Source organism: Methylophaga sp. UBA3603 (genome assembly GCF_002375335.1).
Classification (GTDB): Bacteria; Pseudomonadota; Gammaproteobacteria; order Nitrosococcales; family Methylophagaceae; genus Methylophaga.
In genome coordinates this window covers 269,794-288,142 of the sequence record NZ_DFMC01000008.1, presented here as the reverse complement: position 1 = coordinate 288,142, position 18,349 = coordinate 269,794, and the positions used below count along the sequence as shown (strand labels likewise).

At 45.1% G+C, this 18,349-nt stretch carries 19 protein-coding genes; 9 read left to right on the top strand and 10 right to left on the bottom strand.

The window, feature by feature from the left end; translation table 11 throughout:
* The first annotated feature begins 2 nt into the window (after positions 1 to 2).
* Positions 3 to 953, top strand: a complete 951-nt coding sequence (locus B4F66_RS06795; protein ID WP_292357248.1) for a 1-phosphofructokinase family hexose kinase — start codon at positions 3 to 5, stop codon at positions 951 to 953.
* Here the strand turns inward: B4F66_RS06795 and recJ are convergent.
* Genes recJ through B4F66_RS06765 form a run of 6 tightly spaced genes read right to left on the bottom strand, consistent with a single transcriptional unit; the run spans position 950 to position 6,954 of the window.
* A complete protein-coding gene (recJ, locus tag B4F66_RS06790) occupies positions 950 to 2,674 on the bottom strand; it encodes a single-stranded-DNA-specific exonuclease RecJ (protein WP_292357250.1) in 1,725 nt (574 codons plus the stop codon). The genes B4F66_RS06795 and recJ overlap by 4 nt on opposite strands.
* The gene (locus B4F66_RS06785) at positions 2,671 to 3,609 is read right to left on the bottom strand and encodes a hypothetical protein (protein WP_292357252.1); all 939 of its coding nucleotides are present in this window, start codon (positions 3,607 to 3,609) and stop codon (positions 2,671 to 2,673) included. The genes recJ and B4F66_RS06785 overlap by 4 nt, the downstream gene beginning before the upstream one ends.
* Complete coding sequence (hda, locus tag B4F66_RS06780; RefSeq protein ID WP_292357254.1) at positions 3,602 to 4,306, bottom strand: DnaA regulatory inactivator Hda; 705 nt, start codon at positions 4,304 to 4,306, stop codon at positions 3,602 to 3,604. The genes B4F66_RS06785 and hda overlap by 8 nt, the downstream gene beginning before the upstream one ends.
* Positions 4,307 to 4,316: 10 nt before the next feature.
* A complete protein-coding gene (locus tag B4F66_RS06775) occupies positions 4,317 to 5,363 on the bottom strand; it encodes an AI-2E family transporter (protein WP_292357256.1) in 1,047 nt (348 codons plus the stop codon).
* Entirely contained in the window at positions 5,360 to 5,917 is a 558-nt protein-coding gene (locus B4F66_RS06770) for a CDP-alcohol phosphatidyltransferase family protein (protein WP_292357257.1), read from the bottom strand. The genes B4F66_RS06775 and B4F66_RS06770 overlap by 4 nt, the downstream gene beginning before the upstream one ends.
* The gene (locus B4F66_RS06765) at positions 5,914 to 6,954 is read right to left on the bottom strand and encodes a DUF2066 domain-containing protein (protein ID WP_292357258.1); all 1,041 of its coding nucleotides are present in this window, start codon (positions 6,952 to 6,954) and stop codon (positions 5,914 to 5,916) included. The genes B4F66_RS06770 and B4F66_RS06765 overlap by 4 nt, the downstream gene beginning before the upstream one ends.
* A gap of 58 nt (positions 6,955 to 7,012) precedes the next feature.
* Here B4F66_RS06765 and purM point away from each other — a divergent pair, with 58 nt between their 5' ends.
* Genes purM through B4F66_RS06745 form a run of 4 tightly spaced genes read left to right on the top strand, consistent with a single transcriptional unit; the run spans position 7,013 to position 10,036 of the window.
* Positions 7,013 to 8,074: a phosphoribosylformylglycinamidine cyclo-ligase gene (gene purM, locus B4F66_RS06760; protein WP_292357260.1), complete on the top strand. Its 1,062-nt coding sequence runs from the start codon at positions 7,013 to 7,015 to the stop codon at positions 8,072 to 8,074.
* Positions 8,071 to 8,658, top strand: a complete 588-nt coding sequence (gene purN / locus B4F66_RS06755) for a phosphoribosylglycinamide formyltransferase (protein ID WP_292357262.1) — start codon at positions 8,071 to 8,073, stop codon at positions 8,656 to 8,658. The genes purM and purN overlap by 4 nt, the downstream gene beginning before the upstream one ends.
* A gap of 6 nt (positions 8,659 to 8,664) precedes the next feature.
* Complete coding sequence (locus B4F66_RS06750) at positions 8,665 to 9,408, top strand: DUF3108 domain-containing protein (RefSeq protein ID WP_292357263.1); 744 nt, start codon at positions 8,665 to 8,667, stop codon at positions 9,406 to 9,408.
* Positions 9,409 to 9,433: 25 nt separating this feature from the next.
* The gene (locus B4F66_RS06745) at positions 9,434 to 10,036 is read left to right on the top strand and encodes an NUDIX domain-containing protein (RefSeq protein WP_292357264.1); all 603 of its coding nucleotides are present in this window, start codon (positions 9,434 to 9,436) and stop codon (positions 10,034 to 10,036) included.
* A 47-nt stretch (positions 10,037 to 10,083) separates the two neighbouring features.
* Here B4F66_RS06745 and B4F66_RS06740 read toward each other — a convergent pair whose 3' ends face one another.
* From B4F66_RS06740 to icd, 3 genes are all read right to left on the bottom strand, one after another.
* Positions 10,084 to 10,992: a D-hexose-6-phosphate mutarotase gene (locus B4F66_RS06740; protein WP_292357265.1), complete on the bottom strand. Its 909-nt coding sequence runs from the start codon at positions 10,990 to 10,992 to the stop codon at positions 10,084 to 10,086.
* A gap of 70 nt (positions 10,993 to 11,062) precedes the next feature.
* Positions 11,063 to 11,545 (bottom strand): FKBP-type peptidyl-prolyl cis-trans isomerase, encoded by a 483-nt coding sequence (locus tag B4F66_RS06735; protein WP_014707250.1) that lies wholly within the window; start codon positions 11,543 to 11,545, stop codon positions 11,063 to 11,065.
* A gap of 9 nt (positions 11,546 to 11,554) precedes the next feature.
* Complete coding sequence (icd, locus tag B4F66_RS06730; RefSeq protein WP_292357267.1) at positions 11,555 to 12,808, bottom strand: NADP-dependent isocitrate dehydrogenase; 1,254 nt, start codon at positions 12,806 to 12,808, stop codon at positions 11,555 to 11,557.
* A gap of 57 nt (positions 12,809 to 12,865) precedes the next feature.
* Here icd and B4F66_RS06725 point away from each other — a divergent pair, with 57 nt between their 5' ends.
* Genes B4F66_RS06725 through hflD form a run of 4 tightly spaced genes read left to right on the top strand, consistent with a single transcriptional unit; the run spans position 12,866 to position 15,597 of the window.
* Positions 12,866 to 13,564 carry a pseudouridine synthase gene (locus B4F66_RS06725; RefSeq protein ID WP_292357268.1) on the top strand — a complete coding sequence of 233 codons (699 nt, stop codon included), beginning with the start codon at positions 12,866 to 12,868 and terminating at the stop codon, positions 13,562 to 13,564.
* Positions 13,485 to 13,862 (top strand): NUDIX hydrolase, encoded by a 378-nt coding sequence (locus B4F66_RS06720; RefSeq protein WP_292357270.1) that lies wholly within the window; start codon positions 13,485 to 13,487, stop codon positions 13,860 to 13,862. Before B4F66_RS06725 ends, B4F66_RS06720 begins: the two co-directional genes overlap by 80 nt.
* 2 nt (positions 13,863 to 13,864) lie before the next feature.
* On the top strand, positions 13,865 to 14,968 hold the full coding sequence (gene mnmA / locus B4F66_RS06715) for a tRNA 2-thiouridine(34) synthase MnmA (RefSeq protein ID WP_292357271.1): 1,104 nt from the start codon (positions 13,865 to 13,867) through the stop codon (positions 14,966 to 14,968).
* Positions 14,965 to 15,597: a high frequency lysogenization protein HflD gene (hflD, locus tag B4F66_RS06710; protein WP_292357273.1), complete on the top strand. Its 633-nt coding sequence runs from the start codon at positions 14,965 to 14,967 to the stop codon at positions 15,595 to 15,597. The genes mnmA and hflD overlap by 4 nt, the downstream gene beginning before the upstream one ends.
* A 76-nt stretch (positions 15,598 to 15,673) precedes the next feature.
* Here hflD and acnB read toward each other — a convergent pair whose 3' ends face one another.
* Complete coding sequence (acnB, locus tag B4F66_RS06705) at positions 15,674 to 18,211, bottom strand: bifunctional aconitate hydratase 2/2-methylisocitrate dehydratase (protein WP_292357276.1); 2,538 nt, start codon at positions 18,209 to 18,211, stop codon at positions 15,674 to 15,676.
* Positions 18,212 to 18,349 lie beyond the last annotated feature (138 nt).

Genomic DNA, 18,349 nt, shown 5'->3' with positions numbered 1-18,349 from the left:
TAATGACGTCGTCATCGGGAAACATTCATGTTTTATGTTTAAACCCCGCTTTGGATGTGACTTACCATGTCAAAAAGTTAATCCCCGACCAAAAATCACGTTCCGATGCTGCCCGTCATGATCCAGGGGGTAATGGTATCAATATTGGCCGGGCTTTGTTTCGTATGCAGGTAGAGGCAACAACTTATTGTGTCATTGCCGGTTCCATTGGTGAGATTCTGCAAGACATGCTTGATGAACAACTACCCAATGTTCTGTTCCATCATGTCTCAGGACAGACGCGTATTAACAGCACGATTATTGAGCTTGATACACAATCTCAATTTCAAATCACTGATGCTGGCACACCTGTCCCGGCAGCCCAGTTAACTCAACTGGTGGAAAATTTTGCCAATTCTGTAGGGAATGGTTATGGCATTCTTACCGGATCCTGCCAGCCCACTGTACCAACCTCTCTGTATGCTGATTTGGTGCATAAAATCCAGCAACATGGTGGACGAACTGTCGTCGATAGTCATGGTGACATATTGCGTTTGGCAATTGAGGCGAAACCATTTTTAATTAAACCTAATTTGTATGAACTGGAAACCCTGCTACAAATAAAACTCGACACTATCGAATCAATTGCTGAATGCGCCAGAAAACTGCAGTTGTCCGGTGTTAAACATGTCTGTGTTTCTTTAGGTGATCAAGGAGCTCTATTAGTCAGTCCGAGCAACAGTTTTTATGCGAAAGCGTTATCAGTACCAGTGAATACTACTGTGGGTGCAGGTGATTCAATGGTCGCGGGGCTGGTGGCCGGTTTCTGCCTTGATGATCAGCCCGAAACAGCACTGCGTTATGGTATTGCCTGTGGAGCCGGTACCGTCATGCACGCCGGAACAGAATTATTTCACGGTGATGAACTGGCCGATTTTCGACAGCAGGTAACTATTCAAACACTGGATATTTAACTCGGCAACAGGTTATCAACCAGCAACTGTAGTGATTTGCTTTGTCGAAACTCATTTACATCCAGACGGTAGTGCAAGACAACCTTCTGTCCAATCTGGAGCCATACTGGAGCTGTTTGACGAAACGCCATTGCCGTGATTTCACGCCCATCATCCAGTTTTACGGTTAAACGCAAATGGTCTGATTGCTGACCGACATGACGATAATTCTGTAACACAAACTGTCCATGAAACTGTGGTTCCGGAAAAGCCTGACCCCATGGCGCCAGAACCGGTAATTGCTCGGCCAGCTGGAGGTTCAGTTCCTGCGCCGATAATTCACCGTCAGAATACAAAGCGCGTTCAAATACACTGGGATCGGCTGAAAGCTGAACAGCTTCCCTGAATGCCTGCTCAAACAATGAAAAGTCGTTCTGCTTTAATGTTAACCCTGCTGCCATCGCATGTCCGCCAAAGCGTAAAATTAAATCAGGATATTTAGCAGCGACATTAACCAGGACATCACGAATATGAACGCCCGTTATAGAGCGCGCTGAACCTTTGATTTCACCAGGTTCGCCCGGTGCAAACACGATGACTGGCCGATGCAGTTTTTCTTTAATTCGAGAGGCGAGTAATCCGATTACCCCTTGATGCCAGCTTTCGTCATATAAACAATAAGCAGCTGCCTGAGTGGTTTCATTCAGCTGCAGTTTTTCCAGCATCGCCAGAGCTTCCAGCTGCATGCCTTGTTCAACCGAGCGACGCTCAATATTAATCTGATCCAGCAACTGAGCAGCTTGCTGAGCCATAGCAAAGTTATCCGTCAGTAAGGTATCAATGCCCAACCCCATATCATCCATACGGCCCGCTGCATTTAACCTCGGCGCAATGGCAAAGCCCAAATCCTGTGCAGATAATCGATTGATGTCCTTACCGGCAATTTGTAATAAAGCGCTGATACCTGCACAGGCGCGTCCCTGCCGCATACGTTTCAGTCCAAGATCCACCAGTGTGCGATTGAGCCTATCCAAAGGCACGACATCGGCGACGGTGCCCAATGCGACCAAATCCAGCAATTCCACCAGACGAGGTTCTGTCAGTTGCTGTAATTCAAACCAGTTAATATCACGTAATCCCTGCCGCAGACCGACCAGCACATAAAATGCCACCCCAACCCCTGCCAGCATTTTGCTGGGAAAGTTATCTCCGGGTTGATTAGGATTAACGATAGCGTCGGCTTGTGGCAATTGTTCTGCGGCAAGATGATGATCAGTGATCAACACTTGCATACCACGTTGTTTGGCCAGAGCAACCCCATCCAGACTGGCAATCCCGTTATCCACGGTAATCAATAAATCCGGCTGGGTTTCACTATCAATTTCGTTAAGTAATTCTGTGGTTAAGCCATAACCATGCACGAATCGATTTGGAACGATAAAATCAATATGTTGCAGCCCCATCATGCGCAAACCACGCATCATTACTGCACAGCTGGTAGCGCCATCGCTATCAAAATCCGCCACAATCATTACTCGCCATTGCTGCTGTAATGCCTTGATCAATAATGTTACGGCTGCTTCCATCCCCAGCATTTCCGAGGGTTTTGGCAATCCAGCTAAATCAAAGGTTAATTCATCTGCTTTAACAATACCCCTCGCCGCCATGATTCTTCGAATACATGCTGGCCATTCCTCAGGTAATTCACTGATATCACCTATATTACGCTGTTGAATATTCATAATGGCCAAGGCTTCCATACATCCCAGCAGCGCCACTGATATTGGCCATGTTCAGGAATGATTAAACGTAACTGTTGAATTTGATAACGGCGTAATTTTTGTTTTAAAGGCAAAATTTGTTGTGCCGTCACAAGCTGCAAGCGTTGCTGCCAATCATTCTGCAAATCCAGTTCCGGTAACAGCAGTAATTGATTTCCACCTCCCAACTGCTCAGGTTTCCACTCAGAAAAAGAGTTAAAGCTGACAGAACACGCAGAGGACAGTAACTTTAATAAAGTCGAATCGCCATAGACCTTATCCCATCCATTGGTAGACGGTTGCCAGTCTCCCTTGCCCCAAAACCAGAGACTATTCACTGGCAATTTGCCAGCTGACTGTCTTTGTTGATTAACCGGATGTTCAAATAAAGCCATTTGAATTTCATTATTCAAACGTAACCAGGCATTTTGTTCCTGTCCGGTCGGTAACGCTGAGACTACCGACTTACCAATCAGTGATGGCATTGCCGTTAGGGAAATATCGGGCATATTTTCCAACCAAACTGACCAATGGTTTAAATCATTAGGCACCAGTTGAGCATCAAAATCATTCAATAAAGGTTGAATGCATTCTCTAAGCTGGGTGCCCTCTTCCATTGTTAAATCATTAATTGAAAACAATAAAAGATGATCTCGATCAGCATGCAGATAACACGGATCAGCGCAAAGACTTAGTTGACCTGGATTTCGTAATGCCGAAGCGGGCAAATCAGCACCTGTGAGGAGCCTGGAACTAAAAAGCTGAATTAATGCTTTTTCAAACGTATGGTTGTTAGCAGTGAAATGTGCTTTTTTTAATAATTTTTTCAGTTCTTCGGGTAATAAAGACTGATTAATTTCCTGCATCGCAGTGGCTAAACCAGGCCAGATAATTGTCACTGATGGCTTTTCAGCCACGTTGTATAACTTCCCGGACAAATGGAATGGTTAATCGACGCTGTGCCTGTAAAGACGCTTTATCGAGACGTTGCAATACTAACATCAATGACGGCATATCCCGGCTGTAATGGCGTAATAGATATTGGGCTACTTCTTCAGGCAAAATCAATCCTCTACTCTGTGCATGACTGATCAACGCCTGTTGTTTCAATGCATCAGTCATTGAAGGCAATTGATAAATTAATCCCGTTGCCAGTCTGGATCGAAGATCAGGCAATTCAATGGCTAATTGTGCCGGGTTCTGATCAGCGCAAATCAGTAATTTATGCTCTTTCTCACGTAAACGGTTAAAGCAGTGAAATAACGCCTCTTCCCATGCAGCATCGCCACAGATTGCCTGCAGATCATCCAAACAGACAACATGGCTCTGTACTAAGGAAGCTAATACCTCAGCATCTGCTGTATCGCGAAGTTCCTGTAGATTAATATAACTCACCGGATACCCCTGATTTTGCAGGCGTTCGGCAATTGCCAGATTCAAATGGGTTTTACCAACCCCGGACTCTCCCCAAAGATAGAGAAAATCAGGTTTTTTTTCCAGGCAGAACGCATCCACAACAGAGGCTAACTCATCGCTTTCAAAGATAAAGTTATCTATCGTGAAGATTTCATGCGGTGTTAACCGCAGCGTCAGCTGTATTTCCTGCTTATTCATCACCTGCTGCTCAGGAATACAGATGACTGTTCAGGTAGCGGTGATGAGCATGCCGTAACAAAACCATCACTACAGCGGCCACTGGCAGTGCTAACAATACACCGACAAACCCGAATAATGTGCCACCAGCCATCACTGCGAAAATAACTGCCACGGGGTGCAGACCAATCCGTTCGCCCACAAATCGAGGTGTCAGAAACATTCCTTCAACCATCTGTGCAAAACCGAATGTCAGAACGACCCACAGGATGGGTAACCATTCCTGAAACTGTAAATAGGCTGCAAGACCGGCGAGCAGAATACCAATAAATAAACCAAGATATGGTACAAAACTCACAATACCGGCTATCACTCCAATTAGTAAAGCCAGGTCGAGTCCAATCAATGTCAGACCGATACAATACATGATTGATAAGGCCAGCATTACCATCAACTGCCCGCGTAAAAAGCCTGCCAGCATATCGTCACATTCACCGCTAATCTTAATGATTTTGTCTGCATGTTTACGCGGCAATAATTCGCGAAACCTGGCCACCAGATCGTCCCAGTCTCTCAACAGATAAAACGTCAGTACCGGGATAAGGATCAGATTGGTTAACCATTGCAATATCACAAGGCCTGAACGGGTCATATATCCAAAGACATCACCCGCCATTTTTCCCGCTTCCGACCAGTAATCCTGCAAAGCGGTTTTAACGGTATTAAGGTCGATCATATCTGTTGATAAACCGACTCTTTGCAACACATGCTCCAGCGAGTTTTGCAGTTGATCCAGATAAGCTGGCAGTTTTTCAAATAAAGATGCCAGTTGAGCACTAAGCATGGGAATAAAAATAAGTAATAAAATCATTCCCGTCAGCACAAATATAGCGAAAACAACACATACCGCTAAAGTGCGGGATAAACGATAGTTTTCCAATCTGTCGGCCAGTGGGTCTCCCAGATAAGCCAATAATGCCGCAATAAAAAATGGTGTTAAAACAGAAGATAACTCCATCATTAGCCAGCCAGATAAAATCAATAGCCCTAGCAACAGGAATTTATTGGTATCACTCATGAGCTTTTTTTCATCTGACGCCACGCGTTTGTCCCCCATACCACAATGTATTCACTACCACTAATGATGACACTTGCCACCACCAACCAGATTAAGGTTGTACTCCATGTCGCTACTTGCGGAAGCCATTCTTGCTGCAAAATAACAAGCAACACTAAAGCAATCTGAAAAACTGTATTGATTTTACTGCTCCAGAGCGGAGACAGTTCATATTCACCGAATTTGAAATGATAAATCAAAGCACCACAAACAATCAGTAAATCTCGACCAAACACCAGCAATAATAGCCACAAGGGTAATAGTTGCATATAGGTTAATGTGGTAAATGTTGCGACCAGCAGAAATTTATCTGCTAGTGGATCAAGAATAGAGCCCAGACGACTTTGCCAGTGAAAATGACGAGCCAGAAAACCATCCACACCATCAGAAATACCAGCGATGGCCACCAGAATCAATGCAGTGGAAAACTTTTCTTCAATCATCAGCCAGACAATAGGGCCAACTAATAAAATTCGAAATACACAAATGAGGTTGGGAATATCCCGTGGACTCAAGGTAATAACCTGTATTGAGAGCCGCTATCATCAGTGGTATCGGGCTCAATTACCCGTCCCATCGCTAGTAATTGTCTGAATTTTTCCGGCTCAGCCTGAATAAGTAAAACCAAATCGAGCTTCTCACTGCCCAAGCTACCGACTTTAATATCCGAAACGACCTGTAAGCTTCCCAGATAATCCATTAGTCGACTGTAGCCATCGTAGTCTTCAATACCAGAAACATGAATTTCCATTTCGGTATTATCTGATTCACTGAATGAGATATTCAGCCGTCTACCCAGCCGATCAGCAAACTCATCCACCCCGTTTTGAATCGCTGTTTTAACATCACCCTGACTTGACCAGCGCTCAACCTCTTCACCAAGCAATGCCTGCCAACTTATTTCGACAGATTCCTCATTACCCCGTAAACGAGCTGACACAATGACAGAAGAACCATATCGCTCGGAGGCCTGTTTTACAGCAGTATTATTACCCGTGGCAACATCGTTAAAAGTCAGCTGAGTCTGATCCTCAAGATCCATCAATGGCAACAATAACGGAATACCGCGTTTTTTTGCTGCCTGTTCGATATGAAAAAGTAATGAATCTTCATCACCTTCCCCAATCAATTGTTGTTTCCCTGCGTACTCAATAGCCACCCAGAACAGTGTCTCAGGTCGGATTTTGTCCCATACTGGCAACCCGATTCGTTGTAAGGCGTTATTGATGCCTTCAGCATTAAATTCGAGCGTTAAAGCTAATTGTTGTTCCGCAACATCGCTGTCAGGATTTGGAATTTGCTGATAATAATATTGATCGACATACCGGTCTGCATCGGTTACCAGAGCAGAAATATCTGCCTGCTCCACCGCGCGACGGTCACCAACGACTTTTACTACCACCTGTTTGAGCAATTCCGGCGCGAGTCGCTGACGATCTTCTTCACTCTGCGAAGCAACAGGTGCTTGAGCTTGATATAAATCAGTAACTTCCGCGGCGGAGACAATCGACGCAGCGAAAACGAAAATCAGTGAGAAAAATAATCTAGGCATTGTGGTATTCTAACACGCTGTTTTTTGTGTGTGATGTCCAAATAATCAGGAAGCCAGCATGACCGATCCAGTCGTTCCACCTACCCAATCAAACCAAGCTCTCAGTTACCGCGATGCCGGTGTTGATATTGAAGCCGGAAATGCGCTTGTCGAGCGTATCAAACCCTTAGCAGCCAAAACCCGTCGTCCTGGTGTCATGGCTGGACTGGGTGGTTTTGGCAGCCTGTTTGAACTACCGCTCGATAAATATAAACAACCGGTTTTGGTCTCAGGAACAGATGGTGTTGGCACCAAATTAAGACTGGCAATCGAGGCTGGAATACATGACACCATTGGTATTGATTTAGTTGCCATGTGCGTCAACGATATCGCGGTTCTTGGCGCGGAACCGTTATTCTTCCTTGATTATTATGCCACCGGAAAACTGAATATTGATGTAGCAACGGATGTTGTCAGCGGTATTGCTGAAGGCTGTCTTCAATCAGGGGCTGCATTGGTAGGCGGCGAAACAGCTGAAATGCCAAGCATGTATCAGGAAGGTGATTTTGATTTAGCAGGTTTTTGTGTCGGCATTGTAGAAAAAGACAACATTATTGATGGATCTCAGGTAAAAGCTGGTGATGCCATTATCGGGATCGCGTCTTCCGGACCACACTCAAATGGCTATTCATTGATTCGCAAGATTATTGAAGTCAGCAAAGCTGATCTGAATATGTCATTTGATGGTGCAACATTAGGTGAAAAACTGTTGGCACCGACCAGAATCTACGTTAAGTCATTACTACAACTACATGAAAAAATTAATATTCACGCATTGTCTCATATTACCGGTGGTGGTTTATTGGAAAACATTCCCCGCGTATTACCAGAAAATGTAACGGCAATTATTGATAGTAAAAGCTGGCAAAGACCGGCCGTTTTCGACTGGCTGCAACAGCAGGGAAATGTGGTCGATCGTGAGATGTATCGCACTTTTAATAATGGTATTGGCATGGTGGTTTGTGTAGCTGAGCAGGATGCCGATGCAACCGTACAGATTCTGACTGCACTGGGTGAGACGGCTATGCGTATTGGCCATATTGAAAATAGTGACACCGAAGAACAAGTCATTATTAAATGACTACTGCCTTGAAACCCAAGTTGGTCATCCTGATTTCAGGACGTGGCAGCAACATGCAATCAATTGTTAAAGCGATTCAGGTAAATGAGTTGGATGCGGAGGTTGCTGCCGTAATCAGTAATTGTCCCAATGCAGCTGGATTGGAATTTGCTCAGCAATCTGACATTGCCACCCGAATACTGGATCACAAGGCTTTTACAAGTCGTGAAGCGTTTGATGAACAGCTGATGAAGCTGATTGATTCTTTTGTTCCGGATTATGTTGTATTAGCTGGCTTTATGCGGATTTTGAGCGCAGGATTTGTTAAGCACTATGCGAATAAATTAATCAATATTCATCCATCGCTGTTACCTAAATTCAAAGGTATGCATACGCACAAACGAGCCATCGAAGCCGGTGAAAAAGAACATGGTGCGACGGTACACTTTGTTACCGAGGAACTGGATGCCGGACCGATAATATTACAGGCTAAAGTACCTATTCTGGAAAATGATACTGAAGACACTCTGGCAGCCAGAGTGTTGATTGAGGAACATAAGCTTTATCCTGATGCCTTAAGGTTGCTGATTCAACAACAGAACTGATTATTCATGCGCTATTTTTCCTACCTGGTGTTGCTGTTTATGTCTGCTACGGTTTGTGCTCAAGACCTAGCTGATTATTCTGCACAATATGAAATCAATATGAATGGTTTGCAGGCTGGCGAGCTGAACCAGCAGCTGGAAACCTTAACAGATGGTTTGCATCGCTTTCGTTCAGCGACTAAGGCCAAAGGTGTAGTTGCTTTATTCAAACGCGATACGGTCAAGGAAACCAGCTTATGGACCCTCTCCCAACAGCAGATTAAGCCCCGTCAATATCTTTATCAACGCAATGGTGGCAAAAAAGATAAATATTTACGCATGGACTTTGATTGGCGTAATCGCTCCGTACATATAGATGACAGGGTTCATCCATGGGATCTTGAAATTGAAGATAGTACATTGGAAAAACATGTTTATCAGGTACAACTGAGATTGGATTTGCTGCAGAATCCCAAACAGAAAACCTTTAATTATTTAATTGCAGATGGCGGCCGTCTAAAACATTATCAGATCAAAAGACTTGAGCAGGAAACGATAACTACACCACTTGGCAGCATAAACACTGTTAAATTCAAAAGACAACGTGATAGAGACAGCGACAAGGATCGGGAAACCACTTTGTGGTGTGCACCGGAATTGAATTATTTGCCGGTCAAACTGGAGCACATTGAAAAAGATGGCACCAAATTTACTGCGGTATTGCGTCGTGTAGAGGGTATATCAAAATCAGCATTTACCCCTGTCGAATAACATCCCTGAAATGTAAGGAAAACTGATGAGCAAAAAACAGTTTGAAATCATTGAAGAAACAACCGCTTATAGCGGTTTTTTTAGTTTAAAAGTTGTCTCTTTAAAACATACATTATACAAAGGTGGCTGGAGTGCACCGCTAACCCGAGAAGTCTTTCATCGTGGAAGCTGTGTTGCGGTATTACTTTATGATCCACAAAAAGATGCGTTGGTTATTATCGAACAATTTCGTCCCGGCGCCATACAACTAAATGATGAGCGTGCGTGGCTTCTTGAGATTGTGGCTGGGGCAATTGAACCTGGCGAAACACCAGAATCCGTGGCCTATCGCGAGGCCGTTGAGGAATCAGGATGTGAAATACTGGAAATGATCAAGATAAGTGAGTTTTTCACCTCTCCGGGCGGTACATCCGAGCTATTACACCTGTTTTGTGGACGCATAGATAGCACCCATATTGGTGGATTACATGGCCTGGATGAGGAAGATGAAGATATCTCAGTCAGTGTATTATCATTCGATGAAGTCTATGCCTTGCTGGAAACAGGTAAAATTATCTCGGCGATTCCGATTATTGCTATCCAATGGCTGGCTTTACATCGTGAAGAATTACGTCAACGCTGGACTTAAGCACACTCTATATCGTTGTTGAACAGCTGAGATTGAAATGTCACTTTCTAACCCAATGGCATGATTCTGTAACCAGCTGAAATCGTATGCGATTCACCCGGTGCCAAACTGATACTGTTATTGGCGGCATTGGCCGTTTCAACACAGACAAAGTACTGATACGAGTCATCAGTCATATCTTTTAATGTTGCCACCCTATCCCAAGGATTCCATACTATTGTGGTATTTGAACCTGAACTTTCTACCACAATGCGGCGTGCCCAGTCAGAATCCTCAATAAATAGCTTGTCAGGACTGTTCAAATACACTCTGTCTGTTTCGCCGTTAAAAACGATCTCACCAGCCTGAAGTTTCTCACGAAAATTTTCTACCTTGTCGAGATAATGATGATTGCTCAACCCCCTCACCTGAGTTTTTTCGATATTTCCCACTGCAAAATAAGTATGCAATGCCTGTGAGATAACAAAACTTTCTTGATCAAGGTTTTCAGTAGTTAAGGATAATGTTAACTGTTCATTGATCTCAATCACCATTTTCAAACTATAAGCACAATGCCAAAGCGGTTCGTCCTTAGGATCCGGTGATAATGACAGAGTCAATTTAATGCCATCATTTTCAGTCTGTTGCACATCAATCAAATCCCAAACACGGTTACGTGCAAAACCATGAGCAGGACGGCCTTTACCACTGGGATCAACACCAAACCATGGCCAACAGACCGGGACACCTCCTCGAATTGCCCGCCGATCACCATAACGGCTCATTCGACTCAAAAACAATAGATCATGTAATGCATGTGCAGAGCGGTAAGATAATACCTGCGCACCCTGAGTTGTTATACGTGCCTTGGCATGAGGCGTATTGATATTTATCATTACACATTCTGACGGCCCCATTGAAAAATCCAGGCGATCAGCAATAGCAAATTGTTGTTTTAGTTGTTCTATAGTTTGCATTAAATTCTACGTCTGAAACAAAAAGACGGGCACAATGCCCGTCTTTGAGACTAAATCTAAGTTTTAGTTTTTAGTGCTGGTGACCGCCTTCACCATGAACATGTCCATGTTCAAGCTCTTCTGCACTTGGTTCACGAACTTCACGGATTTCAACGTCAAAGTTCAAATGTACGCCAGCCAGAGGATGATTTCCATCGACGGTAACAGTTTCATCATTGATTGCTACTACAGTGACCAAAACCGGGCCTTGCTCGGTTTCGGACTGAAATTGCATACCCACTTCAACTTTTTCTACACCACTGAATAATTCAGCAGGTACATCCTGTTTTAGCGCATCATGGCGTTCGCCATAAGCATTTGCTGGTTCGATACTGGCCTGGACTTTATCGCCAGTTTCTTTGCCCGCCAGGGCATCTTCCAAACCAGGGATAATATTGCCAGCGCCATGCAGATACGCCAGCGGGCCGGCACCTTCACTGCTATCAATGACTGTGCCGCTGTTGTCGGTGAGCGTGTAGTCGATCACGACTACTTTGTTGTCTGCAACTTTCATGGAAACTCCTTACATGTTTTGAATAACAGCTGCAGCATAATCACTACAACTCAACGCATCGACGCCAATAGCCTGAGCTAAATCACCGGTGACACGCGCATTAGAAATGGCGCCTGAGACGCCGGAAACGACCAGATCTGCCGCTTCGCCCCAACCTAAATGTCTTAAAAGCATTTCGGCCGATAGGATTAATGATGACGGATTCGCATTATTTTTTCCAGCCAAAGCCGGTGCTGTGCCATGTGTTGCTTCAAACATCGCAACGGCATCCGCTAAATTTGCACCCGGTGAGATGCCAATTCCCCCAACCTGTGCAGCAAGGGCATCAGAAATGTAATCACCATTCAGATTCAATGTGGCAACCACATCATAATCTTTAGGGTGCAATAAAATTTCCTGTAAAAATGCATCGGCTATCGAGTCTTTGATAACGATTTTTTTACCGGTATTTGGATTATTAAAGGTTTTCCAGGGCCCACCATCCAGCGGCGTAGCACCAAACTCTTTTTCAACAAGGTCATAGCCCCATTGTTTGAAAGCCCCTTCGGTGAACTTCATGATGTTACCCTTATGTACCAGGGTCAATGAATCACGGTCATTGTCGATAACATATTGAATGGCTTTACGTACCAGTCGCTCTGTTCCCTCTTTGGAAACCGGCTTGATGCCTATCCCCGAGGTTTCAGGAAAACGGATTTTGCTGACACCCATGTCTTTTTGCAGAAAGTCGATGACCTTCTGAACTTCAGGTGTACCGGCAGCCCATTCAATACCGGCATAAATATCTTCTGAGTTTTCGCGGAAGATAACCATATCGATATTTTCGGGTGCTTTAACCGGGCTTGGCGTACCAGGGTAATAACGTACCGGGCGCTGACAGACATATAAATCAAGCGTCTGACGTAATGCCACATTCAAAGAGCGAATCCCGCCTCCCACTGGCGTCATTAACGGACCTTTGATCGATACCGAATATTCTCTCAACGCATCAATGGTTTCTTCTGGCAAATAGGTTTCAGCACCATAAAGCTGTGTGGCTTTTTCGCCAGCGTAGACTTCCATCCAGGAAATTTTGCGTTCGCCGTTGTAGGCTTTGTTCACTGCCGCATCAATCACATCAATCATGGCCGGTGTGATATCGATACCGATGCCATCACCTTCGATAAAAGGGATAATCGGTTGATTAGGTACATTCAATGAATAATCGGCATTAACGCCGATGGCTGCACCCTGTTCCGGTACACTAATGTGTTGATATGCCATGCACGGCTCCTGAAGTTAAAAGTGGCATTTTACATGATCTATGGCGTTGATATAACCATGACCAGACTAATTGCATTTAATAAACCCTATGACGTGCTGACTCAATTCAGCGATAGCGACGGTCGTAAGACACTGAAGAACTACATAGATATACCGGACATCTATCCGGCAGGTCGGTTAGATCGGGACAGTGAAGGATTATTATTGCTGACCGACGATGGTCAATTGCAACATCATATCAGCGATCCACGACATAAATTAAGCAAAACTTACTGGGTTCAGGTGGAAAACATTCCGGATGCTGCTGCGCTTGAACAATTGCAACAGGGTGTCATGTTAAAAGATGGTCTGACCAAACCGGCTAATGCCAGACTTATCAATGAACCTGATTTGTGGGAAAGAGTTCCGCCGGTACGATTTCGACAATCGATTCCAACCCAGTGGTTGGAATTGCAAATCAGTGAAGGCAAAAACCGACAGGTACGCCGTATGACTGCTGCAGTCGGCCATCCAACATTAAGATTGATCCGCGTAGCGATTGGCCCCTGGCAATTAAATGATCTGCAACCCGGACAATGGTGCGAAGTTAATTTTCAGACCGTGATAAAATACGCCGATGATTTGGACTCCAAGAACCACCGTAGCCGCCGTAATAGAACGCGACCAGCAATTTCTGATGGTCGAGGAAATGATCGGCAGCGAACTCAAACTCAACCAGCCAGCCGGCCATCTCGAAGACGGAGAAAGCCTGATTGAAGCGGTTATCCGGGAAACACTGGAAGAAACAGCCTGGCAATTTACGCCTGAGTCGTTGATTGGTATCTATCGCTGGCGACATCAGCAAACTGAAAATACCTATATTCGTTTCTGTTTTAGCGGAAGCGTGGGGGAAAAGCTGGATAGACCACTGGATACTGACATTCATCAGGCTGTCTGGCTGGATGCTGACACTATCAAACAGCGTCGATCACAGTTTCGCAGTCCTTTAGTCGAGCAATGTTTACAGGATTACCTCGCTGGAAAACGCTATCCACTTGATTTATTAACTGATTAATTATGTCTGAACACAAAAAAATAGTTGTCGGTCTGTCCGGCGGCGTGGACTCCTCTGTTTCAGCGTTGTTACTTAAACAACAAGGCTTTGATGTTGAAGGTCTGTTCATGAAAAACTGGGTCGACTATGCGGATGAAAGCGAATGTACTGTTGAGGATGATCGCAAAGACGCCCAATCAGTTGCTGATAAAGTGGGCATCGTTTTTCATGAAGCCAATTTCGCTATGGAATACTGGGATTATGTATTCAAACATTTCTTGGATGAATACAAAGCGGGCCGCACGCCGAATCCCGATATTCTGTGTAATCGTGAAATCAAATTTAAAGCTTTTTTAGATCACGCCATGGAATTGGGTGGCTATCTGATTGCCACCGGTCATTACGCACGAGTGCGCGAACATGAAGGTAAATTTCAGTTATTGAAAGGCCTGGATAACAGCAAAGACCAGAGTTACTTCCTGTATACCCTTGGTCAGGCGCAATTATCCCGTACTCTTTTCCCGCTGGGCGAATTACCAAAAACCGAAGTGCGTCAGATTGCCGAAAAAGCTGGCTTTATCAATCACGACAAAAAAGACAGCACCGGTATCTGCTTTATCGGGGAGCGACGTTTTCGCGAGTTTCTGGGGCGTTACATTCCGGCTCAACCCGGTGAAATGCGCACCCCGGAAGGCGAAAAAATTGGTGAACATTCAGGGTTAATGTATTACACCCTCGGCCAACGCCAGGGCCTTGGCATTGGTGGTCGTAAAAACAGCAGCGGTGAGCCCTGGTTTGTGGCTGGCAAGGATATGGAAAAGCGAATTTTATATGTTGTTCAAGGTGAACATGAATGGCTTTACAGCACTAAACTTACCGCTGAACAACTTTCATGGGTGGCTGGCGAAGCCCCGGAATTGCCATGTCGTGCCAGTGCAAAAACCCGCTATCGTCAACCAGATCAGCCCTGCCTCATCACTCAGGATGAACAAGGCAATATTCAGGTTGAATTTGACTCGCCACAACGCGCCGTCACACCAGGACAATCTGTTGTGTTTTATCAGGATGATGTCTGTTTGGGCGGTGGCATTATTATCGATACCAACGCTCCGGGGATGCATCCATGAGTCAGAGAACAATTATTCATGATCGTGTCATTGCTCTCTCCGCTTTGATGCAATCCGTGACTTTAGTGCAGCAGATTGCTGAAACCGGTCAGGTCGATAACGATGATATGCAGACCATGCTGCAGAGTTTACTGGTGATGGATGCGCCTGATACTGAATCGGTTTATGGTGAAATCAGTAAATTAACAACGGGGATCCGTCAGTTCAATAATCAGCTATCGAAACGTAAACAACCTGGCGATATTGTGGTGTTGCGCTATGCAATCGGAATTTTGCACTTGCAACGCAAACTGGCAAAGCGCCCCGCAATGCTGGATCTGATTACCCGTGAACTGGATCAGATTCCGCAACAGATTGAATACTTTGGCAGCATCACCAGTCCGCAGGTAATTGCCCGTTTCGCCGATATCTATCAGCGTACCGTCAGTGAACTCACGCCGCGTATTCAGGTGTTTGGTGATTCCACTTATCTGCAACAAGCTGATAACGTTAATCGTATTCGTGCTCTGCTGCTGTCTGGAATTCGCGCTGCAGTGTTATGGCAACAGAAAGGTGGCAGACGCTGGCAGTTCTTATTGCAGAGCAATAAATTATTACAGGCAGCGACAGATTTACACGCTCAAACCTAATAAAGCTCGTTACCAATAATAGTCATAAAAAAAGGGCTGTGAAAACAGCCCTTTTTGGTTTCTGTGAGTTACCAATTTAACTAGCTTTAGCACGTTGATAGTGCTCCAACTCGTTAAAGTTCAGATAACGATAGATCTCATGAGCCATTGGCTGAATACCGGCAACTTTCTCCAGATATTCGGCAACTGTTGGAATACGCCCCAAACTGGCCACTACCGCCGCGAGTTCTGCAGATGATAAATAAACATCGGCTCCATTACCCAGACGATTCGGGAAGTTACGGGTAGAAGTTGAGACAACTGTGGCATTATCAGCCACCCGTGCCTGGTTACCCATGCACAACGAGCAACCCGGCGTTTCAGTGCGGGCACCAACACGACCAAAGATACTGTAGATACCTTCTTCCGTTAATTGATGCTGATCCATCTTGGTCGGCGGAGCAACCCACAATTTAACGGGCAGATTACCCATTTTCTCCAGCACTTTACCGGCGGCACGATAGTGACCAATATTGGTCATACAGGAACCAATAAACACCTCATCAATATGAGCACCAGCGACTTCGGATAAGGGTTTGATATCATCCGGATCGTTCGGACAGGCCAGCAATGGCTCTTTGATTTCATTCAAATCAATCTCGATAACCGCAGCGTATTCTGCATCAGCATCCGGCTCAAGCAATTGAGGATCAGCCAGCCATGCACGCATGGCATCTATGCGACGTTGCAGTGTTCTGGCATCGGCATAGCCTTCTGCAATCATCCATTCCATTAATGAGATATTGGAATTCAAAAATTCAATGATCGGTTCTTTATTTAATCTGACAGTACAACCATTAGCACTACGTTCTGCCGATGCATCTGACAGTTCAAATGCCTGCTCGACTTTCAGATCTGGTAAACCTTCAATTTCCAAAACACGACCATTAAAGATATTTTTCTTACCTTTCTTTTCAACCGTCAGCAATCCTTCCTGAATAGCCGCATAGGGAATAGCATTCACCAGGTCACGTAACGTGATACCGGGTTGCATTTCGCCTTTAAAACGGACTAATACTGATTCCGGCATATCCAATGGCATTACGCCAAGCGCAGCGGCAAACGCTACTAAACCTGATCCAGCAGGGAAACTGATACCAATCGGGAAACGGGTATGCGAATCACCACCGGTACCAACGGTATCAGGTAAGATCATCCGGTTTAACCAGGAATGAATAACCCCGTCACCAGGACGTAATGACACACCACCGCGTGTACTGATAAATTCCGGTAATTCATGCTGTAATTTGATATCAACCGGTTTTGGATAAGCCGCGGTATGACAGAAAGACTGCATCACCAAATCAGACGAGAACCCCAGACAGGCTAATTCTTTCAACTCATCACGGGTCATTGCCCCAGTTGTATCCTGCGAGCCGACGGTGGTGACTTTAGGTTCACAATAGGCACCTGGACGCACACCTTCCACACCACAGGCCACACCGACCATCTTCTGCGCCAGCGTAAAGCCTTTATCACTATGAACAGGTTCTACAGGGCGTTTGAAAACATCTGATGGTGGCATACCTAATGTTTCGCGAGCTTTATCGGTTAAACCACGACCTATAATCAAAGGGATACGGCCACCGGCACGTACTTCATCAGCAATAGTGGTTGGCCGTAAAGTGAATTCAGAAACGACATCACCGGCTTCGTTATAAATTTTACCTTCATATGGCTTGATCGTAATGACATCACCTGTTTCCAGTTGATCAACATTACATTCGATTGGCAAGGCACCAGAGTCTTCCGCGGTATTAAAGAAAATAGGCGCAATGTTATTCCCTAAAATCACACCGCCCTGGCGTTTGTTCGGGACATAGGCCACATCGTGGCCCATGTGCCAGAGCACTGAATTGATCGCAGATTTACGCGAAGATCCGGTACCAACAACATCACCGACATAAGCAATGGGATGACCCTTTTGTTTCAGCGAGATAATGGTATCAAGCGCGTCAGGCATTTTGCTGACCAGCATCGCCTTGGCATGTAACGGGATATCAGGACGACTCCAGGCTTCTGTTGCTGGTGATAAGTCGTCGGTATTGGTTTCGCCCGGGACTTTCAGCACAGTTAGCGTAATTGCTTCAGCTAACGCGGGTCGGGATAAAAACCATTCGGCTTCAGCCCAGGATTGTAAAATGCGTTTGGCATATTGGTTGGTTTCAGCCTTTTCCACTACATCATGGTAGGCGTCATAAACCATAACAATCTTGGAAAGCGCTTTTTCTGCTGCCTCTGCGGTTGCGTCATAATCCAGTAACTCAATCAGGGGTTGGATGTTATATCCCCCCATCATGGTACCGAGCAGTTCAGTCGCATAAACCGGTGTTATCAAATCACATTGTGTTTCCTGTTTGGCAATCGCCGCCAGAAAACCTGCTTTTACATAAGCTGACTTATCCACGCCGGGTGGAACGCGGTGAATCAGTAGCTCAAGCAGTGCTTCTCTATCGGTATTTTGAGGTTGTTTAAGCCCTTCAATGATGTCAGATACCTGTTTTGCATCTAACGGCAGAGGCGGTAAACCCTCTGCGGCACGCTCTTCAACATGTTTTTGATATTCTTGCAGCACGAAAACGCTCCGAAGTTGAAACTAAGATGGCCGTTATTTTAACGCAAATTCACAAAGCAAACTGAATCAAATCCAGAATCAGGACTGAGTTCTGCTATAATTTCGGCCAATTTTCAGCTTATTTTTAATGGAGTTTTC